The following is a 25080-nucleotide window of genomic DNA, read 5'->3' on the forward strand; positions in this document are numbered from 1 at the left end:
AGGTGGCCTCGACCGGCCGCACCGCGTGCCGGGTCGCCAGTCATCGCAGAACCGCCTGTGCGGGAGGGCGCCGTGGTGCGGACCGTCGCGGTCGTGGGGAATGGGATCGCCGGGGTGACGGCGGCGTTGACGCTGCGGGCCGACGGGTTCGACGGGCGGGTGGTGGTGATCGGGGACGAGCCGGTCGCCCCGTATCGCAGGACGGTGCTGTCCAAGGAATTCCTGCACGGCACACTCACGCCGGCCCGGATGCGGCTCAGGCCGCTGGACGGCTGGTGGGCCGAGCGGATCGAGATGCGCACCGGGTGCATGGCGGTGGGGCTCGACCCGGTGGGCCACGTGCTGGGCCTCGACGACGGCAGTGAAGTCGGCTACGACGTGGTCCTGCTCGCCACCGGGGGACGGGCGCGGACGCTGCCGCAGGCCGGGGGCGTGCCGGGGGTGCGCACGCTGCGGACCCTGGCCGACGCGGAGCGGTTGCGTCCGGCGTTGGCCCCCGGCGCGCGGATCGTCGTGGTGGGCGCCGGGCTGGTGGGGCTGGAGGTGGCGGCCCGCGCGCGGGTCCTCGGCTGCGAGGTCACCGTGCTGGAGTCCGCGGCCGCGCCGCTGCCGCGGGTGCTGCCGCCCGCGCTGGGCGAGGTGTACGCGCGGCTGCACCGGTCACGGGGTGTGGTGCTCCGGACCAACGTGCGGATCGATCGGGTGGAACGGGCGGGTGACGCGGTCGTCGTGTCCGAAGCGGACGGCCGGTGGTGGGTGGGGGACGTGGTGCTCGTCGCGACCGGCATGGCGCCGGACACCTCGCTCGCGGAGTTGGCGGGCATCGAGGTCGGCGGCGGCGGGATCGTGGTCGACGCGCGCGGCCGCACCTCCGCGCCGGACGTCTACGCCGCCGGTGACGTGTGCGACCAGCCCAACCCGCTGCTCGGCGGCAGGCACCGGGTCGAGTGCTGGCGGCACGCCCAGGCGCACGGCGCCGCGGTGGCCCGGTCGGTGCTCGGCGACCCGGCCCCGTTCACCGCCGTCCCCTGGTACCTCTCCGAGCAGTACGGCGTGTCGCTGCTGGTCGGCGGGCGGCCCGCGATCGACGGCGACCTGACCGTGCACGGCGCTCCCGACGACCTCGACTTCGCCGCCGTGCTGCGCCGCGGCGGCGCGGTCGTCGGCGCGGTCGCGGTCAACCGGCCCGCCGCGCCCAGTCCGCGGGCCGATATGGCCAGGTGACGCCCGCCTCTTTGACTCCGGCCGGAGCCGGTGCCAGCGTGGGACGCATGACCAGCCTGGTGGTCGGGTTCGACCTGGACATGACCCTCATCGATCCCCGGCCGGGCATGGTGCTGGCGATGAACGCGCTCGCCGAGGAGTCCGGCCTGGCGCTGGACGGCGAGCACTTCGCGGCCAACCTGGGACCGCCGCTGGAAATGGTCCTCCAGGGCTTTGAAGCCCCCGAAGAGCGGATTCCCGCCCTGGTAGACCGCTTCCGTGCGCTCTACCCGGAACTGGTGATCCCCGCGACGGTAGCGCTACCGGGCGCCGGTGAAGCCCTCGACGCCGTGCGCGCCGCGGGCGGGAGGACCCTGGTCGTCACCGGCAAGTACGGCCCCAACGCCGTGCGCCACCTCACCGCGCTGGGCTGGGACGTCGACGTCGTCGTGGGCGAGCGCTGGGCCGAGGCCAAGGGCGCGACCCTGATCGAGCACGGCGCGGGCGTCTTCGTCGGCGACCACGGCGGCGACATCGCGGGCGCCCTGGTCGCGGGCGCCGTCCCGGTCGGCGTCGCCACCGGCCCGTACACCGCCGCTGACCTGCGCGCGGTAGGGGCTAACGTGGTGCTGGAAAGCCTGACCGAGTTCCCGGCCTGGCTCGCCGGGCACCTGGGCGGCTAGCGGCGGCGCACGACGTGCACGACGCCGACGACCAAGCCCGCAGGCAGGCCCATCGACACCGCCCACAACCAGGGCGCCTGCCGGTCCACAGCGGCGAGAACGAAGATGGCGACGACCGCCAGCAGTCCGACGGCGAACAAGAGGAACGCGACGCGCAGAGCCCTGTCGCCGTGTGTGGAGGCGGTCATGGGAACAGGATAGGCATGTGAACCGTTTCGCCCTCAGCGAAGCCACCGGGTAACGCTGAGGTGGTGCTGAGGCGAACTTAGTGCCGTGGCATAGGCTGGAGCGACGCGCCCCGGGCACGCCCCAGGGCGCGTTCGTCTTGCGCGGGGCGAGGGTCAGTGCCGCGCGGGACGAGACAAGACGACGAGGGAACGGTGAGATCAGTGCCGACCGGCAAGGTCAAGTGGTACGACTCGGAGAAGGGCTTCGGGTTCGTCACGCAGGACGGTGGCGAGGACGTCTACGTCCGCGCGTCCGCGCTGCCAGCGGGGGTGCCCGGGCTCAAGGCCGGGCAGCGCATCGAGTTCGGCGTCGCCGACGGGCGACGCGGGCCGCAGGCGCTGTCCGTCCGGCTGATCGATGCGCCGCCCTCGGTGGTCGAGGCGCGCAGGCGGCCCGCTGAGGAGCTGCACGGGCTGGTCGAGGACATGATCAAGATGCTGGAGTCCGCGGTTCAGCCTGATCTGGCGCGGGGGCGGTACCCGGATCGGAAGGTGACCAAGCGGATGGCTGAGGTTGTGCGGGCCGTCGCTCGGGAGCTTGATCCGTAGGTCGCTGTTGCCGCTTGCTGGGGCTGCTCGATGGGGTGGAGTGGTTTCTTCGGGGCCCCTAGAAGGAAGATCGCCGTGTGAAAGACGGGTGGGAAGCCTTCGGCCTCACACGCGCGAAGCCAGCTTAGCGATCTTCCTTCTCCCCCGAAGAAACCACTCCACCCATCGAGCACCTGGCGGCTTGGGGTTAGGGGCGGGCTTGCAAGATCCAGTAGCCGCTGACCAGGAGTTGGTTGCCGTTGATGACGGCCAGTTTCTGGACTGCGGCTATCAGTAGGCGGTCTGCGTTGTCCGGTAGTTCGAGGGTGTAGGCGTACTGGTTGTCCTTGGGGAAGAAGACGCGGCTGCTGGCGTCTACTCGTTGGCCCTCTCGGTCGAGGTAGGAGAAGGCGACGCCCCAGGGGCTTTGGGCTATGTCCGCGGGTACTGAGACCTGGACTGGTTTGCCTGGGCGGATGCGCAGGCTGGCCACCGCGTCCTCGTTCTGGAGGCATTCCTGGGTGCCTACCTCGCAGAGGATCTGTGGGGTCACGCGGACTGTCTTGCCGTCGGCGTAGAAGGTGACCTCGGGGGGCTGCGGTGTTCCGCAGGCGGTGAGGACGGCGGCCGCGCAGGCCAGGGCAGCGGTCAGGACTCGGCGCACGGGTGGGACCCTACGGGTCCTGGTGGACGGTGTGGGGTGGTGGTCCCTCGGGTAGTGCCGCCGGGCGGAAGCGGCCCCTGGGCTGGCGGGTGGCGCGGCCGGGGTGGGCTGGGCGGTCGCCGCCGAGGCCGGGGATGAGGGTGGCGCCTCGGCGGGACATCAGGGTTTGGGTGAGGCCCAGGGCCAGCATCGCCGAGACGACCAGGAAGCCGACCCACCAGATGGGGGGCAGCAGGACGCCCACCGCGCCGCCGAACACCCAGCCCAGTTGCAGCACGGTCTCCGAGCGGCCGAATGCCGAGGCCCGGGACTCTTCGGGGAGGTCGTCTTGGATCACCGCGTCGAGGCTGTTCTTGGCCAGGGCGCTGGCGATGGCGCCGACCAGGCCGACGAGGGCGGCGGTGGCGATGCCCGCCGCGAAGGTGGCGACCACGGTCGAGGCCAGGGCGCCGATCGCGCAGCCCAGGACGACCTGCTCCGGGTTGCCCACGTGCAGCCGGGCGCCGATGCCGTTGCCGACGAAGCTGCCCAGGCCCGCCGCGCCCGCGATCAGGCCGAGTAGCAGCACCTGCTGGAACGGGGCTGCCTCGTGTTCCGCGCGGACCGCGAACGCGGCGAACATCATCAGGAAGCCGGTGAGCACGCGGATCGTGCCGTTGCCCCAGAGCGACACCACGACGTGGCGGCCCATGGGCTGGCGTTTCGCCTTCTTCGGGTGGGCGCTGATGGAGGCGGGCACCTCGCCCTCGGTGACCTCGACCCAGGCGGGGATGCGCAGTGCCTGGACGGCGCCGAACAGGCAGATCACCACGGTGAACCAGAGCGCGCCCGGTGAGTCGAAGATGTTGGCGAACAGCGCCGCGAACGCGCCGAAGACCCCGCCCGCGGCCAACCCGAACACCGTCAGCCGGGCGTTGGACTTGGCGAGTGTGATCTCCGGCGGCAGCACTCTCGGGGTGATCGCTGCCTTGAGCACGGTAAACGACTTCGACAGCACCATCTTGCCCAGCGCCGCCGGGTAGAGCATCCAGTCGTCGAAGTGCATGGCCATGATCACGCACATGAGCGCCTGACCGGCCGAGGCGGCGCACATGGCGAAGCGGCGGCCGCGTTGGAGCCGGTCGAGCATCGGGCCGATGACCGGGGCCAGCAGCGCGAACGGGGCCACGGTGATCAGCAGGTACAGCGCGACCTTGCCCTTGCTCTCGCCGCTGGCGGCGGAGAAGAACAGGGTGTTCGCCAGGGCGACGGCCATCGCGGCGTCACCGGCGTAGTTGAGCATGGTGGCGTAGGTGAGCGAGGTCAGCCCGGACTTGTCGGCGCCGTCGGCCCTGGTCGCCTTGTGGAAGGCGTTTACCGCCTGGCTGGTCAGCTGCTTGCCGCGCAGCGCGGCGACTCGGGTGACCGTCAGCTTCTTGGGGAACTGCGGCGCGCCGGGCACGGGCGGCTCTTCGCGGTAACCATCGTCCCGGTAGTGCTCATCCCGGTCAGGGCTGTCGCGGTAGCGGTTATCGCGGTAGTGCTCGTCGCGGTAGTGCTCGTCGGAGTAGCGACTGTCCGGGCGGCGGTCTTCGTACCGGCTGTCGTATCGATCGTCGTAGCGGCGGTCTTGGTAGCGGTCGTCATACCGGTCGCTGTAAGGACGGTCGCGGTACCGGTCGCCGTAGGTCTCGTACTCCGGCTCGTCGGGGCGCTCCAGCCTGCGCGTGGGGTTGCGCGGCGGCGGGCCGTAGCGGCGTGGGGCGTGCGGCGGCGGAGGCGGCTCGTGGTTGGCCCAGCTTCTCGGCTGTCGTGGTTCCGGCTGTCGTGGTTCCGGGTGCGGCGGCTCCGGGTCGCGCCAGGGTGGCTGGGGCGCGTCGGCCCAGCCCCGGCGGGCTTTGCGGCCCGCGCCGAACCGGCCTTCGCGGCCTCGACGGCCGGATGGCGGTTGATCAGCGGGGCCGTTGCGAATCACAGGACCATCCTGCCGTACCGAGGGCTATAGCAGTACTCGGACGCGGCGGTCGAGGAGGTGAAGCGCACAAGTCTCAGTCGCTGTCCGTGGCGAACCGGACCCGGAAGAGCTTCGGCCACAGCTTGCCGGTCACCAGGAACTCGTCGGTGCCGGGAACGGCGGCGATCCCGTTGAGCACATCGGTGTTCACCCGCTGCTGGGGCGGGAGCAAGCCGGAGAGGTCAGCGACGCCGGTGACCTCTCCGGTCTCGGGATCAACGCGCACGATCTGGTCGGTCTGCCACACGTTCGCGTACACCGTGCCGTCGACGCATTCCAGCTCGTTCAGCTTGCTTACCGGGCCGCTGTCAGCGCGGACCCGGACGTCCCCGAGTTCGGCGAACGTGTCGGGGTCACGGAAAGTCAGCACATCGGAGCCGTCGCTCATGACCAGCCTGCCGCCCGCGACGTCGTGGCAGAGGCCCCACCCTTCACCCTCGTAGCGGACCCTGCGGCGCTCGGCCAGGGAGGCGCGGTCGCGCTCGATGGCCACGCCCTCCTGCCAGGTGAGCTGCCAGATGCGGTCGCCGACCACGGTGATGCCCTCGCCGAAGAGGTCCGGCGGCAGCGCCGCGCGGCTCCGCACGGCCCCGGTCACCGGGTCGGTGGCCCGCAGCTCCGACCGGCCTTCCTGCCCGGTGCCCTCGTAGAGGACGCCGTCGGCGAGTTCGAGGCCCTGGGTGAACGCGGCCGTGTCGTGCGGGATCTCGGCGACCACCTCGACCCGCAGCCGGGGGGCGCCATCGGCGGAGCCGGGGCCGGGCGCGCTCGTCGCGCAGCCCGCCGCGAGGCACGCGACGGCGGCGGCGAGCGCGGTCAGGCGGGCGGACACGGCACAAGCGTGACACGGCTGTGTGGCCCGATCGGGGCGTGGGGCACAATCAGGCGTGATGACCTCGACGCCAGCTCCAGAAGCCGTGACCGACCCCGCGCTGATCGCGGCGGTCGAGTTCGCGCGCGCCGCCGCGCGGGTCCAGGCCGGGGCGGAGGTCGGCGAGCACGTCTCCGTGCGCGTCGAGGACGCGAACTCGGCCACCCACCTGTTCGAGGCCGACAAACCCGGCTACCGCGGCTGGCGCTGGGCCGTCACCGTGGCCAGCGCGGGCCAGGGCGAGCCGGTGACCGTCAGCGAGGTCGTGCTGCTTCCCGGCCCGGACGCGCTGGTCGCGCCGCCGTGGGTGCCGTGGCAGGACCGGGTCCAGGCGGGCGACCTCGGCGTCGGCGACCTGCTGCCCACCGCGCCCGACGACCCGCGCCTGGCGCCCGCGTACCTCCAGTCCGACGACCCGGCCGTCGAGGAAGTCGCCATGGAGACCGGCATCGGCCGGACCCGGGTGCTGTCCCGCTTCGGCCGCGTCGACGCCGCGGAACGCTGGCAGAGCGGCGAGTTCGGCCCCGGCGCCGACATGGCCCGCAACGCCCCGGCGCCGTGCGGCACCTGCGGCTTCTACCTGCCGGTCGCGGGTTCGCTGCGCGCGGCTTTCGGTGTCTGCGGCAACGAGATCGCCCCCGCCGACGGCCGCGTCGTGCACGCGGGCTACGGCTGCGGGGCCCATTCCGAGGCCGAGGTCGAGCAGGTCTCCCCGGTCCTGGTGGCCGACCTGATCTACGACGACGCCCAGCTCGACATCGTGCGCGTCGCCCCGACCGAGGACGAGCCGCCCGCCGAGGACGAGTCGGCCGCCGAGATGGCCGAGGTCCCCGAGGTCCCGCCCGTGGACGAGGCCGCCCCCGCGGACCCGGTCGAGGTGACCGAAGACGCGACCGGCGAACCTCTCGCCGAGGAGAGTGCCGCCGAGCCCGGTGCGGACGACTCGACCGAGGCCGAGCCCGCGGCGTCCGCCGAGCCGGATGCGGCCGCGGAGCCCGACGCGGCTGCCACTGAGTCGGATGTGGCCGCCGAGTCGATCGAAGGCGTGTCCACCGAACCGGTCGTCAGCGACCAGGCCGCTGTCGAGCCGGACGCGGTTGTGGCGTCCGTCGAGCCGGTGGGCGAGTGGGCTGGCGTCGAACCCAGCGTCCCCGCTGGCATCGCGGGCGCGCCCGCTGGTGACGAGCCGGGCGAACCGGTTGGTGTCGAGTCCGGCGCGGCCGAGGTGACCGCCGACTCGGTCGAGGCCGAATCCGAGCCGGGCGCGGGTGTCGAAGACACCGGTGACGGCGCGGGTGGGAGTGCCGGGCAGCCGTCGGCGGAGGCCGTCGAGCAGGCTGTGGCCGGGGTGGAGTTGGGTGAGATCGCCGCTGACCCGTCCGGTCAGCCCGAGTCCGACCAGCGCGGGTGAGCGCCCCCGACGACCCGTTCGGCACCGCGGCGCTGCGGGCGTCCGTGCTGAGCGCGTGGGCCTCGTCGCCGACCCGTTTTCGGGAAGACGCCAACGCTGAGGAAGACCTTTACCTCGGCGGATACCGGGACCGGCTGCTGGTCGAGCTGGCGCAGAACGCCGCCGACGCCGCCGAGGGGCCCGGCACGCTTCGGGTGTCCCTTGTGGACGGTGAGGTGCGGGCGGCCAACACCGGGCGGCCGCTGGACGCCGACGGTGTGACCGCGCTGGCGTCGCTGCGGGCGTCGGCGAAGCGGCCCGCGCAGGGGGTCGGGCAGTTCGGCGTCGGGTTCGCCGCCGTCCTCGCCGTCACGGACGCGCCGCGGGTGGTGTCGGTGGGCGGGGGAGTCGCCTTCTCCGCCGACGAGACCCGGCGCGCGCTCGCCGACCACCCCGAACTCGCCGCCCGTGCGGCCGACCGCGGCGGGCGCGTTCCCGTGCTGCGCCTGGTGTGGCCCACGGCAGCGCAAGAGCAGCCGCCCGCCGGGTTCGCGACCGAGGTCCGGCTGCCGCTGCGCGCGGACGTCGACGGCGCCGCGCTGCTCGCGGGCTTCGCCGCGCAGGCGGTCGACCTGCTGCTCGCCCTGCCCGCCCTGAGCCGCATCGAGATCGGCGACGCCGCGTGGTGGCGGGTCGACGCCGACCCGGCGCACGTGGCGATCCACGGGCCCGACGGTGTCGCGTCCTGGCTGCTGCACCGGGTCGAGGGCGTGCTGCCACGGGAAATCGTGGCGAGCCTGGGCGTCGAGGCCCGCGAACGGCCACAGTGGACAGTCTGCTGGGCGGCCAAGGTCGACCAGGACGGTGTGCCGCAACCCCTCGGCGACGACGTGCTGCACGCGCCCACCCCCACCGACGAGCGGCTGTCCCTGCCCGCGCGGCTGGTGGCGACGCTGCCGATCGAGCCGTCGCGGCGGCGGCTGCGGCCCGGGGCGGCGGCCGACGCCGTGCTCGCCGAGGCCGCCCGCGCCTACCCGGACCTGGTGGCGCTGGCTCCCGCGGCGCACCGGACGGCGCTGGTGCCGCTGGTCGGCTTCCCGCTGTCCGAAGTGGACGACAAGCTGCGCGATCTGCTGCTTGCCGCCCTGCGCAAGGCATCCTGGCTGCCTGCCGCTGGCGAGGAAGAGCCGCGCTGGCTCGCGCCCGCCCGCGCGCAGGTCCTCGACGTCGAGTCCGACGGCTTGGCCGACCTGCTGTCCGAGGTGATCCCCAACCTCGCCGACGGCGCCCTGTCCGGGCAGCCGCACGCCGCCGCGCTCGCCGCCCTGGACGTGCCCCGGCTGCGGCTCGCCGAGGTCGTCGCCGCGATCACCGGCACCACCCGCACCCCGCAGTGGTGGCACCGGCTCTACACGGCGCTGGCGCCCGCGGCCGAGACCGACGCCACCGCCCGCATGGAACTGGGCGGCCTGCCCGTCCCGCTCGCCGACGGCCGCACCCTGCCCGGCCCGCGCGGCGCGGTCCTGGTGGACGACGCCGAACTGCTGGACCTGTTGACCCGCAGCGAAGTGGGCGCGCTGCGCGTGGTCCACCCGCGCGCGGCGCACCCGGTGCTCGAACGCCTCGGCGCGCACCGCGGCAGCGCGGTCGACCTGCTCGACGCGGGCGGCCTGCAGGACGCGGTGGAACGCAGCCTGGACGACGTCGAGTCCGGTGTGGACATTTCCGGCCTGGTCTCGGTCGTCCTGCGGCTGGTGCGCGACGCCGGTGTGCGCACCGGAGAACGCCCCTGGCTCGGCGCCCTCGCGCTGCCGGACTCCGTCGGCGACTGGCGGCGCGCGGACGAACTCGCGCTGCCCGGCTCCCCATTGCTGGACGTCCTGGACGAGGACGCGCCCGTGGGCGTGCTGGCCGAGTCGATCGCCGCGGAGTGGCCCGAGCACGTCCTGACCGCCCTCGGCGTCCTGGACGCGTTCGCGCTGGTCACCGACGAGGCCCCCACCGGCCCCGACCACGGCCTGGCCGACGAGGCCGACTGGTGGGACGCCCAGCCCGAGCCCCCGGCCCGCGTCCTCGCCGTCCGCGACCTCGACCTGGTCACCGACGACGCCTGGCCGCGCGCGCTGAGCCTGCTAGCCGCCGAACCGGACACCTGGCGGGCCCTGCACGAGGCAGGTGGCTACACCGGCTGGTGGATCGCCCGCAACGCCGTCCTCGACGGCGCCGCCCCCAGCGACTGGCGGCTCCCCGAGGCCGAGGACTTGGCGGGCCTCTACGACGTGCTGCCGGACATCGGCGTGGACCCGCGCGTCCTGGCCGCCATCGGCGTGCGCACCGAACTGCGCGTAGACAACGCCGACGACGCAGAAGACCTGCTGATCCGCCTAGGCGACCCCGACCGCGGCCTGCACCCCGGCGCGGTCCTGCGCACCCACGCCGCCCTCGCCGAGGCCGTGTCCGACGAGCTGTTCGACCCGGCCGACGTCCGCCTCCCGGAGAACACCCGCACCCTCGCGGGCACCGTCTCCACCGACTGCGTCATCCTCGACGCCCCCTGGCTGCTCGCCGTCCTCGAAGAGGACCAGGTGGTCTCGGCGGGCCCCGACTTCGCCCTGGCAGAACCCTTGGCTGAACTGCTGGACCTCCCCCTGGCCACAGAAGAGGTAGGCGGCGAGATCGCCTCCACCGGCGAGCCCGTCCCCTGGTCCGACCTCGGCGCGGTGGCCGCGGCCTGCGAACTCCTGCACGTGGAGATCCCCGTCGGCAGCGCCATGGTCCACGACAAACTTCTGGTCCGCACCGCAACCGGCGAACACAACGTCACCTGGTGGGTGGTGGACGACGTCGTCCACTGCGAGGACACCCCCGAGGCACTGGCCCGCGCCCTGGCCTGGACCACCGACCGCTGGACCGACCGCCACACCTTCACCGCACTGATCGAGGAACCGGCCCACTACCTCACCTGAGCCGTCCTCCTGCCAGGCAGGCAAGCACCCACCAGGTGCTCGATGGGGTCAAGCAGCAAACCCGAGCATCTGCCAGGAAGAACCTGCGCTCGCCAAGTGCTCCACCCCATCGAGCCAACCCACGAGAGTCCCGAACCACTTCACCCCATCGAGCAAACCCACACAACCCGACCCCACCCACGGACTAGTCGAGCTTCTGCGCCCCCCGAGACCCCCGGTTCGCCGCGCGACGCTGCCACAGCATGACCAGAGCACCTACTATGCCCAGTGCCGCACCGGACAACGCCGTCCACAGCCAGATCGGCGGTGTCCTGTCGAAGCCGTAGCGGGCTATCAGCAGGACGATCGCCGCCAGGAACCAGACGCCGGTCCCGAGGTACACGATGGGCCCCAGCGCCAGCAGCCGCCGCGGGAGCGGGGGCACGGGGCGCAGGGGGGCCTTGGGGTGCTCTTCGGTCGGTCCCGCCACAACCGGGAGGCTACGGCATGGCCACGGACACCCCGCCCCGCTCCGCGCTCGACCGGTTCTTCAGGATCAGCGAACGTGGCTCGACCCCGGCCAGGGAAGTGCGCGGCGGGCTCGTCACGTTCGTGACCATGGCCTACATCGTGGTGCTCAACCCGCTGATCATCGGCAGTGTCGCCGCGGACGACGCGGCGGCGCACCGCGACCTGTTCGGCGACATCCTGCCGGTCGACCAGGTCGCCGCGGTGACCGCGCTGGTGGCCGGGGTGATGACCATCCTGTTCGGGCTGGTCGCCAACTTCCCGTTCGCGCTGGCCACCGGGCTGGGCATCAACACGCTGGTGGCGGTCACCATCGCGCCGCAGATGACGTGGCCGGAAGCCATGGGGCTGGTGGTGGTCAACGGGGTCGTCGTGCTGCTGCTGGTCGTCACCGGGGTGCGGACCGCGGTGTTCAACGCCGTGCCCGGGCCGCTGAAGTCGGCGATCGCGGTGGGCATCGGGCTGTTCATCGCGCTGATCGGGCTGGTCGACGCGGGGTTCGTGCGGCGAATCCCGGACAGCGCGGGCACGACGGTGCCGGTGGGGCTGGGCATCAACGGGTCGATCGCGTCCTGGCCGACGCTGGTGTTCGTGGTCGGGCTGGTGCTGATGGGTGTCCTGATCGCGAAGCGGGTGCGCGGCGCGATCCTCATCGGCGTGCTCGCCGCGACGGCCCTGTCCCTCGTCGTCGAGGCCATCGCCAAGGTCGGGCCGTCGCGGGGGGTGAACCCGAAGGGCTGGAACCTGGGCTACCCGGCGCTGCCCGACGATGTCCTGTCGCTGCCGGACCTGTCGCTGGTCGGCGACATCTCCTTCGGCGCGTGGTGGCGGGTCCCGGCGATCACCGCGGCGCTGCTCGTGTTCACCCTCGTGCTCACCGACTTCTTCGACACCATCGGCACGATGACCGGCCTGGGCAAGGAAGCGGGCCTGGCCGACGCGGACGGCCAGCTGCCCAACACCAGCAAGGCGCTGTTCGTCGACGGCGTCGGCGCGGTCGCGGGCGGCGCGGCGTCGTCGAGTTCCAACACGGTCTACATCGAGTCGGCCGCGGGCATCGCCGAGGGCGCGCGGACCGGGTTGGCCAATGTGGTCACCGGCGTGCTGTTCCTCGCCGCGATGTTCCTGACACCGCTCTACCGGGTCGTGCCGATCGAGGCAGCCGCACCCGCGCTGGTCGTGGTGGGCGCGATGATGATGGGCCAGATCCGGGAAATCGACTTCACCGACTTCACCGTCGCCCTGCCCGCGTTCCTCACCATCGTGGTCATGCCGTTCACCTACTCCATCGCCAACGGCATCGGCGCCGGGTTCATCAGCTACGTCCTGCTGCGCGCGGTCACCGGCAAGGCCCGCGGCGTGCACCCGCTGCTGTGGGTGGTGGCCGCCGCGTTCGTCGTCTATTTCGCCATCGACCCGGTCAGGGCGGCGCTCGGATGACCCCGCCCACCCTCGCCGCCATCGAAGCCGCGATCCGCGCCGGCTGGGGCCGCGACACCTGCGACCCCGACGACCTGGCCGACGGGCGCCCGAACAACCCCGCCCGCGGCCAGTGCGGTCCCACCGCGCTGGTCTTGCACGACCTGATCGGCGGCGACCTCGTGCTCGCCGAGGTCCGCGCTGGTGATGGGCTGGGCTGCCGGGTCGGGTACCACTGGTGGAACCGGGTCGGCGTGGTCGAGGTCGACCTGACCAGGGAGCAGTTCGCGGTGGACGAGGTGGTGGGGCCTGGCGAGGTCGTCGCCCGCCCGCCCGGCCCGCCCAAGCGCTGCCGGGAGCAGTACGAACTGCTGCGAGCGCGCGTGTTCGGGGCACTCGACGCGCTGTGAGCTAGGACGTAACGGGTAGTACACGGCCGTTTAGTGAGTTATGCTAAGCATTGTGTCGGAGGAGTCGGCCGAACGAGCGCTCACCAGCCGGTTGCGACTGGCCGTGGTGCGGCTCAACCGCAGGCTCCGCGCCCAGCGCGCGAGCGCAGAGACCTCCTCGGCCGCCCTGGTCACCCTGACCCAGCTTTCGGCGATGTCGTGCCTGCACAAGTGCGGCCCGCTCTCGCCGGGGGAACTCGCCGCGAAGGAAGGCGTGCAGCCGCCCTCGATGACCCGGGTGATCGCGGCCCTGGAAGACGCGGGCTATCTCACCCGCTCCCCGCACCCGCGGGACGGGCGGCAGGCGATCGTGGCGCTGACCGAGGCGGGCACCGCCTACATCCAGGCGGACATCTCCGCGCGCGAAGCGTGGCTGGACCGACGATTGGCCGAACTCGACGACGGTGAGCGAGCGATCCTCGCCCAAGCCGCCGAGATCATCGACAGGATGGCGGGGAATCAGAACTAGTGCGAGCCTATGCGGACGGTACCCGAGAGCGGCACAACTCTTCCCCGCCACCGCATAGGCCGATCGCGGCCACATCGTCCACTTCGGACACGCAGCGGCCGGGGATGTTCTCCTCGCTGCGAATCCGCAACTACCGCATGTTCGCCGCGGGCAGTGTGGTGTCCAATGTGGGCACCTGGATGCAGCGCATCGCCCAGGACTGGCTGGTGCTGGTGCTCACCGACAACGACCCGGTCGCGCTCGGCGTCGCCGCGGCGCTGCAATTCCTGCCCACACTGATGTTCTCGCTGTGGGCTGGCGTGCTCGCCGACCGGCTCGACAAGCGCAAACTCCTGATCGGCGTGCAGATCGGCCTCGCGTCGTGCGCCCTCGTGCTCGGTCTCCTCGATGTCACCGGCTTGGTCGAGGTGTGGCACGTGTACCTGCTGTGCTTCGTCCTCGGCTCGTTCTCCGCGGTCGAAGTGCCGGTGCGCCAGTCGTTCGTCGCCGAGATCGTCGGCCGCGCCCAGGTAGCCAACGCGGTCGCCCTGAACTCCACCAGCTTCAACCTCGCCCGCGTCGTCGGCCCGGCCATCGCGGGCGGCCTGATCATCCTCATCGGCACCGGCTGGCTGTTCCTGGCCAACGCCCTGTTCACCGTCGCCGTCATCATCGCCCTGTGGCGAATGGACCCGAGGAAACTGATCCGCGGCAAGAAACTGGCCCGCAGCAAGGGCCAACTCCGCGAGGGCCTGCGCTACGTCCGCCACCGCCCCGACATCCTGTCGGTCCTGGTGCTCGTGTTCTTCGTCAGCACCTTCGGCATGACCTTCTTCGTCACCCTCGCCGTCGCCGCCGCAACCGTCTTCCACCGCGACGCGGACGGTTACGGCCTGCTCACCACCACCCTGGCCGCGGGCACCCTCACCGGAGCCCTCTGGGCAGCCCGACGCAGCGGCAGAGGCACCCCCCGCACCCGCCTCCTCCTAGGCGCCGCGTTCAGCTTCGGAGTCCTGGAAATCCTCGTCGGCTTCATGCCCACCTACACCACGTTCGCCCTGGCCCTGATCCCCGTCGGCTTCAGCGTGATGACCTTCATGACCACCGCGAACGCCACCGTGCAACTAGCCGTAGCCCCAGAAATGCGTGGCCGGGTGATGGGCCTCTACATGCTCGTCTTCCTGGGCGGCAACCCCATCGGAGCCCCCATGACCGGCTGGATGGCCCACCAATGGGGCGGCCGTTCCCCCTTCATCATCGGCGGCGCCATCGCGGCCATGGCAGCGGTGACCTGCGGCCTGGTCCTCATCCAACGAGGCGGAGTGGACCACCCGGCAACCCACTGGGGCAGGCTCCTGACCAGGCGCAGGAAAACCCCCGTATCCCGCTAACCCGCGAACCTCCACGCCCCAGCCCCTCGGTCACCGCCAAGACAGACCGGTCGACAGAGCGAACCTGCCAAAGCCAACAAGCCCAACACCCCCGTTGCTCAGGCCTCGCAGGCCGTCCCGCCCCCACAAGCCGTACTCGACCTGCCAGTTCCTCGATGGGGGGAGCCAGGAGCACACCCGCCCTCCTGCCAACAGCACCCGGCCTTGCCAGGTGCTCGATGGGGTGGAGTGGGGCTCAAAAGAAGAGCACCGCGAAACCTGTGGACAACTCCGCGAGCCTGTGGACAACCAAGCGCGCCGAGCGAGAAGCTGGGCCAAACGGGTGTATGGAGACCGTCTTCACGGAACATTGAGGCGCACCCTCTTGCGTGGACCAGAGAGGTAAGGCTAACCTAAGTCTCGTCGCTTCGTGGTGGGAGCGGCAGTCAGTTCGGGAACAGCGAGACCCCCGCGCCAAGCGTCCGGCGCGGGGGTCTCGCGTTTCACACGGCGGTTTCAACTTGTCGGAGCATCCGCCGCCGGGCTCAGGGGGTTACGCGGCGGGGGCCGGGGGACGTAGGCCGTTGGTCCCCGCGCGGGCGGCGTCGAAGCGGGCGGTGACGTCGGCCCAGTTGACGATGTTCCAGAGTTTCTCGATGTAGTCGGTCTTCACGTTCTTGTACTGCAGGTAGTACGCGTGTTCCCAGGTGTCGAACACCAGCAGCGGCGTGGTGGCGATCGACAGGTTCGAGTGGTGGTCCTTGAGTTGCTGGGTGATCAGCCGCTCGCCGATCGGGTCCCAGGCCAGCACGCCCCAGCCGGAGCCCTGGATGGTGCCGGAGACCGCGTTGAGCTGGGCGCGGAGGTTGTCGAATGAGCCGAAGTGCTCGTCGATGGCCGCGGCGAGTTCGCCGGTGGGCTTGTCGCCGCCGTCGGGGCTGAGGTTCTTCCACCACTGGTTGTGCAGGGTGTGCCCGGCGAGGTTGAACGCCAGGGTGGTCTCGAGGCCGACGATCGCGCCGAAATCGCCCTTGTCGCGGGCGGCGGCGATCTTCTCCAGGGTGTCGTTGGTGCCCTTGACGTATGCGGCGTGGTGCTTGCTGTGGTGGAGTTCGTTGATGTCGCCGATGATCACCGGCTCGAGTTGCCCGTAGTCGTAGTCCAGGTCGGGCAGGGCGTAGGGCGCCACGGGGGGTCTCCTTGTTGCCAGTCGGTACTAATTGCAACATACTGGCAGAAGGCTCAGGGGTCGACCGGCCAGGTGTGCACCGGCTCGCCGGCGGCACTGAGGCGGACGTAGCGGCGCAGCATCCCGACCAGTGCCGCGTCCCGGGTCAGTCCGCGCGTCTCCAGCAGCGCCACGGTCTCGCGCTGCCAGGACGAGCCGGTGCGCCGGGCCAGGCAGCGGCGCTCGATGACCCCCAGGTACCGCTCCCGGCAGGCGTCGGAGACCCCGCAGTCCTTGAGGCCCTGGTGCGCCATCGGCAGGAGCTTGCGCAGTACCAACTCGTCCGGCGGCACCCAGCCGATGCCCGGCCAGTACAGCTGCGCGTCGAAGCCGTGCCGGGCGCCCGCGTGCAGGTTTTCCTCGGCCGCCTGAAACGACATCTGCGTCCACAGTGGACGATCATCGCCAATGAGCGCGCGCTGGGCGCCGTAGAAGAAGGCCGCGTTGGCGATGAGGTCGACCACGGTCGGTCCCGAGGGCAGCACCCGATTTTCCACCCGCAGGTGCGGCACGTCATCGGTCACGTCGTAAACCGGCCGGTTCCACCGCCAGATCGTGCCGTTGTGCAGCCGCAGCTCAGCCAACTTGGGCGCCCGTCCCGAATCCAGCGCCTCGAACGGGTCCTCGTCGTCCATCTCGGGCAGCAGCCCGGGAAAGTAGCGCACGTTTTCCTCGAACAGGTCGAAGATCGAGGTGATCCACCGCTCCCCGAACCACACTCTGGGCCGCACACCCTGGTTCTTGAGCTCGTCGGGCCGGGTGTCGGTGGATTGCAGGAACAGCGGAATCCGCGTCTCGTGCCACAACGCTTTGCTCAGCAGGAAAGGCGAGTTCGCCGCGATCGCCACCTGCACGCCAGCCAGGCACTGCGCCGCGTTCCAGTTGGCCGCGAACGACTCCGGCGCCACCTGCAGGTGCAGCTGGGTCGACGTGCACGCCGACTCGGCGAGAATGGTGTCCTGCATGACGCGCAGCCGCTCCGGGCGCTGCCCGGGCATCGGCGAGCCCTCCATGCGCAGCATCAGCTCCTCGCCGCGGGCGGCGAAGATCTCGTCGTTGAGCGCGCGGAACCGGGGGCTGTGCGAGAGCCACTTGGCGTCGAAGTGCTCGCGGCGCAGCGTCGGCAGGGTGCCGATCATGACCAGGGACGCGCCAGCGTCCTGGGCTTTGGCCGCCGCGCCTGCCAGTGAGAGCCGCAGCTCGGCCTCCAGTTCGGCGGACTGCTCGCCGTGCAGCGGCCGGTGGCGGGCGTTGAGTTCGAGGTTGTGCTGGCCCAATTCGACCGTGTAGCAGGGGTCATCGATCTTTTCCAGGACCGTTCGGTTGAGCATCGCGGGCTGGAGGGCGTCGTCGACGAGGTTCAGTTCGATTTCCACGCCCATCCGCGGCGGCGAGTCGGCGAACCCGCCCTCGGCGAGCATCCGCTCCAGGGCGTCGAGGCACCGCTGCACTTTATGCCGGTAACGCTGTCGGTCTTCTCGGCTGAAAGCGTTGGTCGATACGTCCTGCCCCATGCCGCCTCCCGTCTGCAGGTTCGCGGCCCGGCACGTGCCCGGGACGCCAAGATTTTCACAGTGATCACCCCCGGGCTAGCGGCCAAATTGGTGCAGTGCGTTATCTGTATGTAACACAGAGCAAGCAAGACGCGATCCGGATTCACCGCCGGGACCGACATGGGAGACTGCCCCTGTGGCGCAGGTGATCGAGGTGAGCGACCCGGGGGACCCTCGGCTCGCTGATTTCCGCGACCTGTCGACGGCCGACCGGCGACCGGACCGGCCGGGCGGGCGCGGTCTGGTGATCGCCGAGGGCGTCGTCGTGGTGCGGCGGCTGCTCGCCTCGCCCTACCCGGTGCGCGCGCTGCTCGGTGTGCGGCGCCGGATCGAGGCCATGGCCGAGGACCTCGACGGCATCGACGCGCCCGCCTACGTCGCCACCGCCGAGGTGATGGCCGAGACGGTCGGCTTCCATCTGAACCGTGGTGTCCTGGCCTCGGCCGACCGCGCGCCCGCACCCGACCCCCTTGAGCTTGTCGAGCGCGCCCGCACGGTGGCCGTGCTCGAAGGCGTCGGCGACCACGAGAACCTCGGCGCGCTGTTCCGCAACGCCGCCGCCCTCGGCGTCGACGCCGTGCTGCTCGCCCCCGGGTGCAGCGACCCGCTGTACCGGCGCAGCGTCCGGGTGTCGATGGGGCACGTCCTCGCGGTGCCCTTCGCGCCGATCGAGCCGTGGCCGGACGGGGTGAAGTGGCTGCGCGACAGCGGGTTCCGGGTGCTCGCGCTCACCCCGCGGGCGGATTCGGTACCGCTGTCCGATGCGGTCGGCCCAGGCGAACGGGTGGCGGTCCTGCTCGGCTCGGAGGGCCCGGGACTGACCGACGCCGCGATCGACGCGGCCGACGCCGCGGTCAGGATCCCGATGGCGGGCGGCGTCGACTCCCTCAACGTGGCCACCGCCGCCGCGGTCGCCTTCTACGCGCTCAACGCATCCAGCGAAGGGGGTAGCTGATGGAACTGCGCGCCAAGGACGAGCGTGCCGTCCTCATCGGCGACGGTGACGATGGCGCGGGCACCCGCGAGGTCGACCCGGACAGCCTCGCCCTCGGCGGCGACCTGTCGGCCGACCTGCACGAATGGGCCCGCGTGGTCAGCGCCGTGCGCCGCGGCGGCAGCGAGGAAGCCGGTTCCGCCGCGCACGTCGTCTCCCGTCGGGGCCGCCAGCTCGCCACCCGGGTCGCCAGCGCCATGGGCGCCCCGATCAGCTATATGGACCCGCTTTCCGGAGAGGTGTCAGTCGTGGAACCACCCGCTGCCGTAGCCGAGCCGGAGCGGGAAGCCGTGCCCGCCGAGCCCACCCCGTGGGGGACCGGGCTGCTGATCTCCGCGTTCACCACGGTGCTGGTCCTGGCCGCGGTCCTCACCCTGGCGGTGACGCTCTACCAGACCAACCCCCTGCTGGCGATCGGCTCGAACCTCGTGGTCAGCGCGGGTCTGCTGCCCTCGGTCTGGCTGGCCCGCGAGGCCCCGACCTGGCGCTGGGTCGCGGTCGGCGTCGCGGCGGGCATCGCCCTGGGCTGGCTGGCCCTTCCCTTCATCATCTTTGGGCAGTGACTTTCAGACCAGGGAGTCGCGCCAGGCGGTGTGCAGGGCGTTGAAGCGGCCGTCCGCGCTGATCAGGGCGCCGGGGGAGCCGTCTTCGACGATCCGGCCGTCGTCGACCACCAGGACGCGGTCGGCGATCAGGACCGTCGACAGGCGGTGGGCGATGATCAGCGCGGTGCGGTCGGCCAGCACGGACTCCAACGCCTTCTGCACCACGCGTTCGGTGGGGACGTCGAGGCTGGAGGTGGCCTCGTCCAGCACCAGGACCGCCGGGTCGGCCAGGAAAGCGCGGGCGAACGCGATCACCTGCCGCTGGCCCGCCGAGAGCCTGCCGCCGCGTTTGCGCACGTCGGTGTCGTAGCCCTCCGGCAGGGCGGTGATGAACTCGTGCCCGCCGACCGCCCGCGCCGCCGCCTCGATCTCCGCGCGGGTCGCGTCCGGCTTGCCCAGCGCGATGTTGTCCGCGACCGAGCCGCTGAACAGGAAGTTCTCCTGGGTCACCATGACCGCCGCCGCGCGAAGGTCCACATCGGACACTTCGCGCAGGTCGATCCCGTCCAGCCGCACGGTTCCCGAGGTCGGGTCGTAGAACCGGGCCACCAGCTTGGCCAGCGTCGACTTGCCCGCGCCGGTCGGGCCGACCAGGGCCACGGTCTGCCCTGCGGGCACGGTGAGGTCGAACGCGGGCAGCACCACCGGTGCCGTCGGGCTATAGCGGAACTCGGCGTGCTCGAAGGTGATCGAGCGGCCCCGCTGGCCCGGGTTCTTCGGCAGCGGTGTCGGCTTCTCGGGCTCGGCGACCTCCGGTTTCTCTTGCAGCAGGCCGGAAATCTTCTCCAGCGAGGCGATGGCGGAGGAATAGGCGTTGGTGAACTGCGCGATGTCGTCAAGCGGGTCGTAGAACCGGCGCAGGTAAAGCAGGAACGCGGTGAGCACGCCCAGTTCCAGGCCGCCGTCGACCACCCGCCAGGTGCCGATGGCAAGTACCAGAGCCAGTGTCAGGTTTCCTACCAGGCGAACGTTCATGGTGAACCTGGCCATCACGGTGAGCGCGTCGGCGTTGGCGTCGCGGTAGCGGACGTTAAGCCCGTTCATGATCGACTCGTTGCGGCCCTCGCGGCGGAACGCCTGCACCGCGCGGATGCCGTTCATGCTCTCCACGAACTGCACGATGATTTTGGCGATGGCGCCGCTGGTGCTGCGGTACGCCAGGTTCGAGCGCAGGTAGAACCAGCGGGTGACCAGCACCAGCGGCACCAGCCCGGCCAGCACCAGCAGGGCAAGCGGCAGGTCGAGCCACAGCATCAGCACGGAGATGCCGACCAGCGACAGGACCGCGGTGAGCAGGTCGTCGATGCCGACCTCCAGCAGGTCGTCCAGCGCGTCGACATCGCTGGTGAGCCGGGAGATCACCTTGCCGGAGGTGTAGGACTCGTGGAACGACAGCGGAAGCCGCTGGGCGTGCTCGAAGATCCGCTGCCGCAGGTCGATCAGCAGGGCCTGGCCGATGCGGCTGGACAGCCGCAGGAAGACGTTCCACACCACCGCGGACGCCAAGCCGCAGAACGCGTATCCGCCCACGCACCACGCCAGAACCGTGGTGTCCCCGGCGATCGCGTTCGGGATGCCGGTGTCGATCGCGGCCGCGATGAGCAGCGGCCCGGAGAGCTGCGCGACGTTTTCCAGCACCACCAACAGAAACGCGAGCGCGGTCCGCCCCGCCACCGGGCGCACCAGGGTGGCGAGCAGCGCGCGCGAGCGGGCGTGCAGCTTCACCCCGATGGCGTGGGTGACTTCCTCGGTGTCCTCCGTCGCGACGCCCCGCCAGGCGAAGTCGTCGTCCGCGGTGCCGTTCGGCGCGGTGGTGGTCATCACGCCACGCTTTCTTCGTCGGCTGATTCATCCATTGTGGACAGAAGGTCGCGGTAGTCGGGGTTGGTGGCGAGCAGATCGGAATGGGTGCCCACAGCGGTGATCCGCCCGCCGTCGAGCAGGGCGACCCGGTCGGCGAGCTGCACGGTGCTCGGCCGGTGCGCCACGACCAGCGCCGTGACCCCGGAAAGCACGCTGCGCAGAGCGTGTTCGACCTCGGCCTCGGTGTGCACGTCCAAAGCGGACAGCGGGTCGTCCAGGACCAGCACCTGCGGCTTGCCCACGACCGCGCGGGCCAGGGCCAGCCGCTGGCGCTGCCCGCCGGAAAGCGACAGGCCTTCCTCGCCGATGCGGGTGTCCAGGCCCCACGGCAGCCGGTCCACGAAGTCCTCGGCCTGCGCGATCCGCAGCGCCACCCGCACATCCTCGTCGGTGACCCCCGGCGACCCGAGGGCGACGTTTTCCCGCACGCTCGCCGAGAACAGCACCGGGTCCTCGAACGCCATCGCCACCACCGTGCGCAGATCGGCCAACCGCAGATCACGCACGTCCATCCCGTCGACGGTCACCTTGCCGCCGGTCACATCGGCCAAGCGCGGCACCAGCGCGGTCAGCGTCGTCTTCCCCGACCCCGTCGGCCCGACCAGCGCGACTGTCTCACCTGGACGGACAGTCAGATCCACCCCGCGCAACACCTCGCGCCCCGAACCCGAGTGCCGGAACCGCACGTCGTGGAAGCGCACCTCACCCTTGCCGTCGACAGGCAGCGGGCGCGGCGATTCCGGGTCTGTGACCGTGATTCGCGCGTCCCGCACCTCCCAGTAGCGCGCCGACGCGGTCGCCGCCTGGTTCGACTCGGCCAGCAGCCAGCCGATCGAATCGGTCGGCCAGCTCAGGTAACTGGCCACGGTGACACCCGCGACCAGCGTGCCGACCGTCATCGTGCCGTCGACAACCTGGAACGTGCCGAACAGCAGCTGCGCCGCGATGCCCAGCTCGGGCAGCAGCAGGATCGCCGCCCACAGTTTCGCCTGGAGCCGGTATTTCGCCAGCTCCGTGTTCCGCAAGTCGTTGGCCTGCTTGAGGAAGCGGGCAGTGAGCTGTGGTCCGCGGCCGAATGCCTTGAGCACCCGGATGCCCAGCACCGATTCCTCGACCGTGGTCGTCAGATCACCCACCTGGTCCTGCGACCGCCGCGCCAACACCTGGTACCCCGACTCATACCGCGAGGAGATCATCACCAGCGGCGCGGCGAAGACGAGCGTGATCAGGCCAAGCATCGGCGAAAGCCAGAACAGGACCAACAACCCGAGCACCAGCGTGATCGAGTTGACCACCAGGAAGATCCCGGCGAACGCGATGAACTGACGAATCGTGGACAGGTCCGACACCGCCCGCGACAGCAACTGCCCCGACTGCCACCGGTCGTGAAAGGAAATCGGCAGCCGCTGCAAGTGGTGGTACAGGTCGGCGCGCAGTTCCGCCTCGACTCGCGTGCTCGCCCGCGCCACCAACCGGCGGCGCAGGTAGAACAGCAGCGCCTCCGCCGTTCCCAACACCGCGACCGCCAAAAGCAGCCACGGCAGCGGCCCGGTGTCCCGGGTGGCGACCGGCCCATCCAGCACCCGCTGGATGACCAGCGGAATCATCAGCCCGCACACCATCGACCCGAGCACAGCCGCACCCGACCCGATCAACCGGCCGCGAACCGGCCGCAGATAAGGGGTGAGCCGCCGCAAAGCCGCGATACTGCCGGTGGGTGTGGAATCGCCGTCCCCGGGCGCGGGGTGAACCGACGTCGTCGCGTCCATTTCGCTCCCTGTCCTCCACAGGGACGTTAGCGATCCCCAGTGCGGACGGTCATCCGGTTTTCCGGCACCCGGGGCGGCATCATGGTCCCCATGACACGACCGGACCCCGTGCGCTTCCTCCGCACGGAACCCAGCATGGCCTTCCCCGAGGGCAGGCTCCTCGCCCTCCGCGACGGCCAACTGCACCTGCTGGCCCCGGACGGCTGGACCCGCCTCGGCCGCTCCCGCCCCGACACCGCCACCTGGCTGACCCGGGAAGCCGCAGAAGACTGGTGCGAACGCGAGGGCTGGGACCTGAACCTCCTGGACGCCGTCCCCGCCACGATTCTCTAGCGCTCGCAGCCTTCGTGAAAGCCAGTCGACGGGAAGCGGGCGCGACCGCTGTGCCTGAGCACTCTGCTCCAGACGCGAGCGGCGGCTGACCGGATCACCAGGCCCAAGCTTGACCAGAGCGAATGCAAAACACTGTTTCAACTCGCGAACCCGCAGGTCAACCAGCGCCCTCCCCGCACACGCGGGGATGCTCCCCCGCGCGGGGTGCACTCAATTACCCGTAATAGAGCCCTCCCCGCACACGCGGGGATGCTCCGCAGGTAGAGCTGGCGTGAGAAACGGGACCTTGCCCTCCCCGCACACGCGGGGATGCTCCAGCCGCTGGCCGCTCCGACGGCGGGATCGCGATGCCCTTCCCGCACACGCGGGGTGCTCCCAGCAGCCCGGCTCGCTCGTCGGCCGGGAGGTCGCCCTCCCCGCGATGCGGGGATGTTCTCCGTCGGCCGATGCAGGCTGCATCACCTGTGGCCCTCCCCGCGCACGGGGGGTGCTCCCCCGAGGTCGCCTAGGCCGGGAGTGCCCTCCCCGCGCGCGGGGATGCTCCGTTTCCACCAAGGTGAGTGCGCTCTTGCGCTCGCCCGTCCCGCGCGCGCGGATGTTCCGCACTCGACGCGCACCGCTTCGCCATGTGGCACGTTCTCCCCGCGCAGGCGGGGGTTGTTCCGGTTGTGGCCATCGCTCGGCTGTCCTCGTGTTGTCTGCCCTCTCCCATGAAGGTGCCGGCTGTGCGGACGAGGCAATTTGCTGTTCCGCCTGCTCATCACGAGCGCTTGGTGATCGGCTCGGCAGCCACGACGCGTATCCCGCTCCCTGGGGGAGCGGGATACGCGGGGGAGTGAGGTGGGTGCCGGGCGGGGCCTGGCGCTGGTCAGCCTCGGTTGGAGCGGGTGCCCAGGAGGACGTCTTCCCAGGACGGGACGATCGGGCGGGCCTTTTTCGCCTTGCCGCGCCTGGGGGGTTCCACCTTGCGGGCGGGCTCCTCGATCAGAGCGTCCTGGTGGTCCTCGCCGCGCGGGCGGGGGGTGTCTTCGGGGTGGTCAGATGCCAGGATGGCGGGCTCCTCGGGGGCGGTGGCGGGCTCCGGCTCGGGGATGAGCTCGAAGTCCTCGACGAAGTCCTGTTCCTCCGTCCTCGGCTCCGGGTCCCGGCGTGCTGGTTCCACCACGACCGGGGTGGGCACGGGGGCCACCGGCGGGGCGAACACAGCCTCGATCTCCGGGTCCGGTTCCGGTGCGGTGACCGGGAGGTGGTGGTCGAGGTTGAGGGCGGCCTGGGCGAGTTCGGTGACCGGGCGGACCGTGCGCAGCGGCTTGTTCGGCTGCGGGTCGAGCAGGTCGTGGGCGTGGTCGTCCAGGGGGGTGACCGTGCCGCCGTGGGCGCCGGGGTGGAAGGACCAGTGGGCGCTGTTGAGCGACCGGCCCGCGTTCCAGCACAGCTGCACGACCCACTTGCCGTCCTCGCCGCGCCAGGAGTCCCAGGTGGCGGCCGTGTAGTCCTGGCCGCGCAGGGTGAACGCGTGTTGGACGACCTCGCCCAGGGTCTGCAGGTCCGGGCCGTCCTCGCGGATAGGGTGGGCGCGCTGCGCGAGGTCGGCGGTGCGGGAACGCTCCAGCAGGACCGGGTAGGCGAACCGCTCCACCTTGTGGGCGGGGATGCCCGCGGCCTCGGCGACCTGCTCTACGGACTCACCCGCGCGGATGCGGGTCTGGATCTCACGAGGACGCATCTGGCTCTCCAGCTCGATCTCGATCTGGCCGAGTCGGGTGACGTCTCCTCGGGCGGCCGCACGCAACCGCTCGTCTGCGGGGAGGGTGAAACGCTCGCCACGTGCCGGGTCCTCGCAGATGACGGTCTTGCCGTCATCCGAGAGCCCGACGACCCGCAGCGCGCGCATCGCGAACCTCCCTGCGACATGAGCAGACTTCACTCGCCAGCTTCCCACGGTAGATCGGCGAGTCGCCTTGACGCGCTAGGCGCGCCGCGATCCCCGTGACATCCGTTTGTGATCTTGCCGTAC

Annotated in this window: 22 protein-coding genes; 12 read left to right on the plus strand and 10 right to left on the minus strand. The window is 71.2% G+C overall.

Translation table 11 applies throughout. The annotated features are described in order from the left end of the window. The first annotated feature begins 72 nt into the window (after nucleotides 1-72). Both BLS56_RS19210 and BLS56_RS19215 read left to right on the plus strand, forming a co-directional pair. Nucleotides 73-1224 carry an NAD(P)/FAD-dependent oxidoreductase gene (locus BLS56_RS19210; protein WP_175482926.1) on the plus strand — a complete coding sequence of 384 codons (1152 nt, stop codon included), beginning with the start codon at nucleotides 73-75 and terminating at the stop codon, nucleotides 1222-1224. A 47-nt stretch (nucleotides 1225-1271) separates the two neighbouring features. After that, the gene (locus BLS56_RS19215) at nucleotides 1272-1886 is read left to right on the plus strand and encodes an HAD family hydrolase (RefSeq protein ID WP_091452779.1); all 615 of its coding nucleotides are present in this window, start codon (nucleotides 1272-1274) and stop codon (nucleotides 1884-1886) included. Here the strand turns inward: BLS56_RS19215 and BLS56_RS19220 are convergent. Beyond that, nucleotides 1883-2074, minus strand: coding sequence for a hypothetical protein (locus BLS56_RS19220; protein ID WP_091452782.1), 192 nt, complete (start codon nucleotides 2072-2074; stop codon nucleotides 1883-1885). The two genes, BLS56_RS19215 and BLS56_RS19220, sit on opposite strands and share 4 nt — an antisense overlap. 201 nt (nucleotides 2075-2275) lie before the next feature. Between BLS56_RS19220 and BLS56_RS19225 the strand changes: the two genes are divergently transcribed. Further along, nucleotides 2276-2662 (plus strand): cold-shock protein, encoded by a 387-nt coding sequence (locus tag BLS56_RS19225; RefSeq protein ID WP_091452784.1) that lies wholly within the window; start codon nucleotides 2276-2278, stop codon nucleotides 2660-2662. Between the two features lie 187 nt (nucleotides 2663-2849). On the opposite strand, the gene BLS56_RS19230 is transcribed toward BLS56_RS19225, so the two are convergent. The 3 genes from BLS56_RS19230 to BLS56_RS19240 form a co-directional block, all read right to left on the minus strand. Next, on the minus strand, nucleotides 2850-3305 hold the full coding sequence (locus BLS56_RS19230) for a DUF2771 family protein (protein WP_091452787.1): 456 nt from the start codon (nucleotides 3303-3305) through the stop codon (nucleotides 2850-2852). 10 nt (nucleotides 3306-3315) lie between these two features. Next, nucleotides 3316-5259, minus strand: a complete 1944-nt coding sequence (locus tag BLS56_RS19235) for an MFS transporter (protein ID WP_228771757.1) — start codon at nucleotides 5257-5259, stop codon at nucleotides 3316-3318. 73 nt (nucleotides 5260-5332) lie between these two features. Next, the gene (locus tag BLS56_RS19240) at nucleotides 5333-6130 is read right to left on the minus strand and encodes a glutaminyl-peptide cyclotransferase (RefSeq protein ID WP_228771758.1); all 798 of its coding nucleotides are present in this window, start codon (nucleotides 6128-6130) and stop codon (nucleotides 5333-5335) included. Nucleotides 6131-6188: 58 nt separating this feature from the next. Between BLS56_RS19240 and BLS56_RS19245 the strand changes: the two genes are divergently transcribed. After that, nucleotides 6189-7580 carry a DUF3027 domain-containing protein gene (locus BLS56_RS19245; protein ID WP_091452790.1) on the plus strand — a complete coding sequence of 464 codons (1392 nt, stop codon included), beginning with the start codon at nucleotides 6189-6191 and terminating at the stop codon, nucleotides 7578-7580. Continuing rightward, nucleotides 7577-10525 (plus strand): sacsin N-terminal ATP-binding-like domain-containing protein, encoded by a 2949-nt coding sequence (locus tag BLS56_RS19250; protein WP_091452793.1) that lies wholly within the window; start codon nucleotides 7577-7579, stop codon nucleotides 10523-10525. Before BLS56_RS19245 ends, BLS56_RS19250 begins: the two co-directional genes overlap by 4 nt. 184 nt (nucleotides 10526-10709) lie before the next feature. Here the strand turns inward: BLS56_RS19250 and BLS56_RS19255 are convergent, their stop codons facing one another. After that, nucleotides 10710-10994, minus strand: a complete 285-nt coding sequence (locus tag BLS56_RS19255) for a DUF2530 domain-containing protein (protein WP_228771759.1) — start codon at nucleotides 10992-10994, stop codon at nucleotides 10710-10712. A 17-nt stretch (nucleotides 10995-11011) separates the two neighbouring features. On the opposite strand from BLS56_RS19255, the gene BLS56_RS19260 reads away from it, so the two are divergent. The 4 genes from BLS56_RS19260 to BLS56_RS19275 all read left to right on the plus strand — a co-directional run bounded on the left by BLS56_RS19260 (nucleotide 11012) and on the right by BLS56_RS19275 (nucleotide 14739). After that, nucleotides 11012-12472 (plus strand): NCS2 family permease, encoded by a 1461-nt coding sequence (locus tag BLS56_RS19260; protein ID WP_091452796.1) that lies wholly within the window; start codon nucleotides 11012-11014, stop codon nucleotides 12470-12472. Then, entirely contained in the window at nucleotides 12469-12861 is a 393-nt protein-coding gene (locus BLS56_RS19265; RefSeq protein WP_091452797.1) for a YunG family protein, read from the plus strand. Before BLS56_RS19260 ends, BLS56_RS19265 begins: the two co-directional genes overlap by 4 nt. Nucleotides 12862-12913: 52 nt before the next feature. Continuing rightward, complete coding sequence (locus tag BLS56_RS19270; protein ID WP_228771760.1) at nucleotides 12914-13369, plus strand: MarR family transcriptional regulator; 456 nt, start codon at nucleotides 12914-12916, stop codon at nucleotides 13367-13369. 104 nt (nucleotides 13370-13473) lie between these two features. Continuing rightward, on the plus strand, nucleotides 13474-14739 hold the full coding sequence (locus tag BLS56_RS19275; protein WP_091452802.1) for an MFS transporter: 1266 nt from the start codon (nucleotides 13474-13476) through the stop codon (nucleotides 14737-14739). A 532-nt stretch (nucleotides 14740-15271) separates the two neighbouring features. Here BLS56_RS19275 and BLS56_RS19280 read toward each other — a convergent pair. Both BLS56_RS19280 and BLS56_RS19285 read right to left on the minus strand, forming a co-directional pair. Continuing rightward, nucleotides 15272-15907, minus strand: coding sequence for a superoxide dismutase (locus BLS56_RS19280; RefSeq protein WP_091452804.1), 636 nt, complete (start codon nucleotides 15905-15907; stop codon nucleotides 15272-15274). A 53-nt stretch (nucleotides 15908-15960) separates the two neighbouring features. After that, a complete protein-coding gene (locus BLS56_RS19285; protein WP_091452806.1) occupies nucleotides 15961-17460 on the minus strand; it encodes a glutamate--cysteine ligase in 1500 nt (499 codons plus the stop codon). A 175-nt stretch (nucleotides 17461-17635) separates the two neighbouring features. On the opposite strand from BLS56_RS19285, the gene BLS56_RS19290 reads away from it, so the two are divergent. Continuing rightward, entirely contained in the window at nucleotides 17636-18454 is an 819-nt protein-coding gene (locus tag BLS56_RS19290; RefSeq protein WP_091452809.1) for a TrmH family RNA methyltransferase, read from the plus strand. Beyond that, nucleotides 18454-19056: a DUF2537 domain-containing protein gene (locus tag BLS56_RS19295; RefSeq protein ID WP_091452810.1), complete on the plus strand. Its 603-nt coding sequence runs from the start codon at nucleotides 18454-18456 to the stop codon at nucleotides 19054-19056. The genes BLS56_RS19290 and BLS56_RS19295 overlap by 1 nt, the downstream gene beginning before the upstream one ends. A 3-nt stretch (nucleotides 19057-19059) precedes the next feature. On the opposite strand, the gene BLS56_RS19300 is transcribed toward BLS56_RS19295, so the two are convergent. Further along, complete coding sequence (locus tag BLS56_RS19300) at nucleotides 19060-20919, minus strand: ABC transporter ATP-binding protein (RefSeq protein ID WP_091452813.1); 1860 nt, start codon at nucleotides 20917-20919, stop codon at nucleotides 19060-19062. Continuing rightward, nucleotides 20919-22730: an ABC transporter ATP-binding protein gene (locus BLS56_RS19305; RefSeq protein WP_091452816.1), complete on the minus strand. Its 1812-nt coding sequence runs from the start codon at nucleotides 22728-22730 to the stop codon at nucleotides 20919-20921. Before BLS56_RS19305 ends, BLS56_RS19300 begins: the two co-directional genes overlap by 1 nt. A gap of 90 nt (nucleotides 22731-22820) precedes the next feature. Here BLS56_RS19305 and BLS56_RS19310 point away from each other — a divergent pair, with 90 nt between their 5' ends. Beyond that, on the plus strand, nucleotides 22821-23063 hold the full coding sequence (locus BLS56_RS19310) for a hypothetical protein (protein ID WP_228771761.1): 243 nt from the start codon (nucleotides 22821-22823) through the stop codon (nucleotides 23061-23063). Between the two features lie 868 nt (nucleotides 23064-23931). Here BLS56_RS19310 and sepH read toward each other — a convergent pair. Further along, nucleotides 23932-24957 carry a septation protein SepH gene (gene sepH / locus BLS56_RS19315; RefSeq protein WP_091452819.1) on the minus strand — a complete coding sequence of 342 codons (1026 nt, stop codon included), beginning with the start codon at nucleotides 24955-24957 and terminating at the stop codon, nucleotides 23932-23934. Between the last annotated feature and the right edge of the window lie 123 nt (nucleotides 24958-25080).

Origin of the sequence: Actinokineospora iranica, from assembly GCF_900101685.1 — a bacterium.
GTDB lineage: Bacteria > Actinomycetota > Actinomycetes > Mycobacteriales > Pseudonocardiaceae > Actinokineospora > Actinokineospora iranica.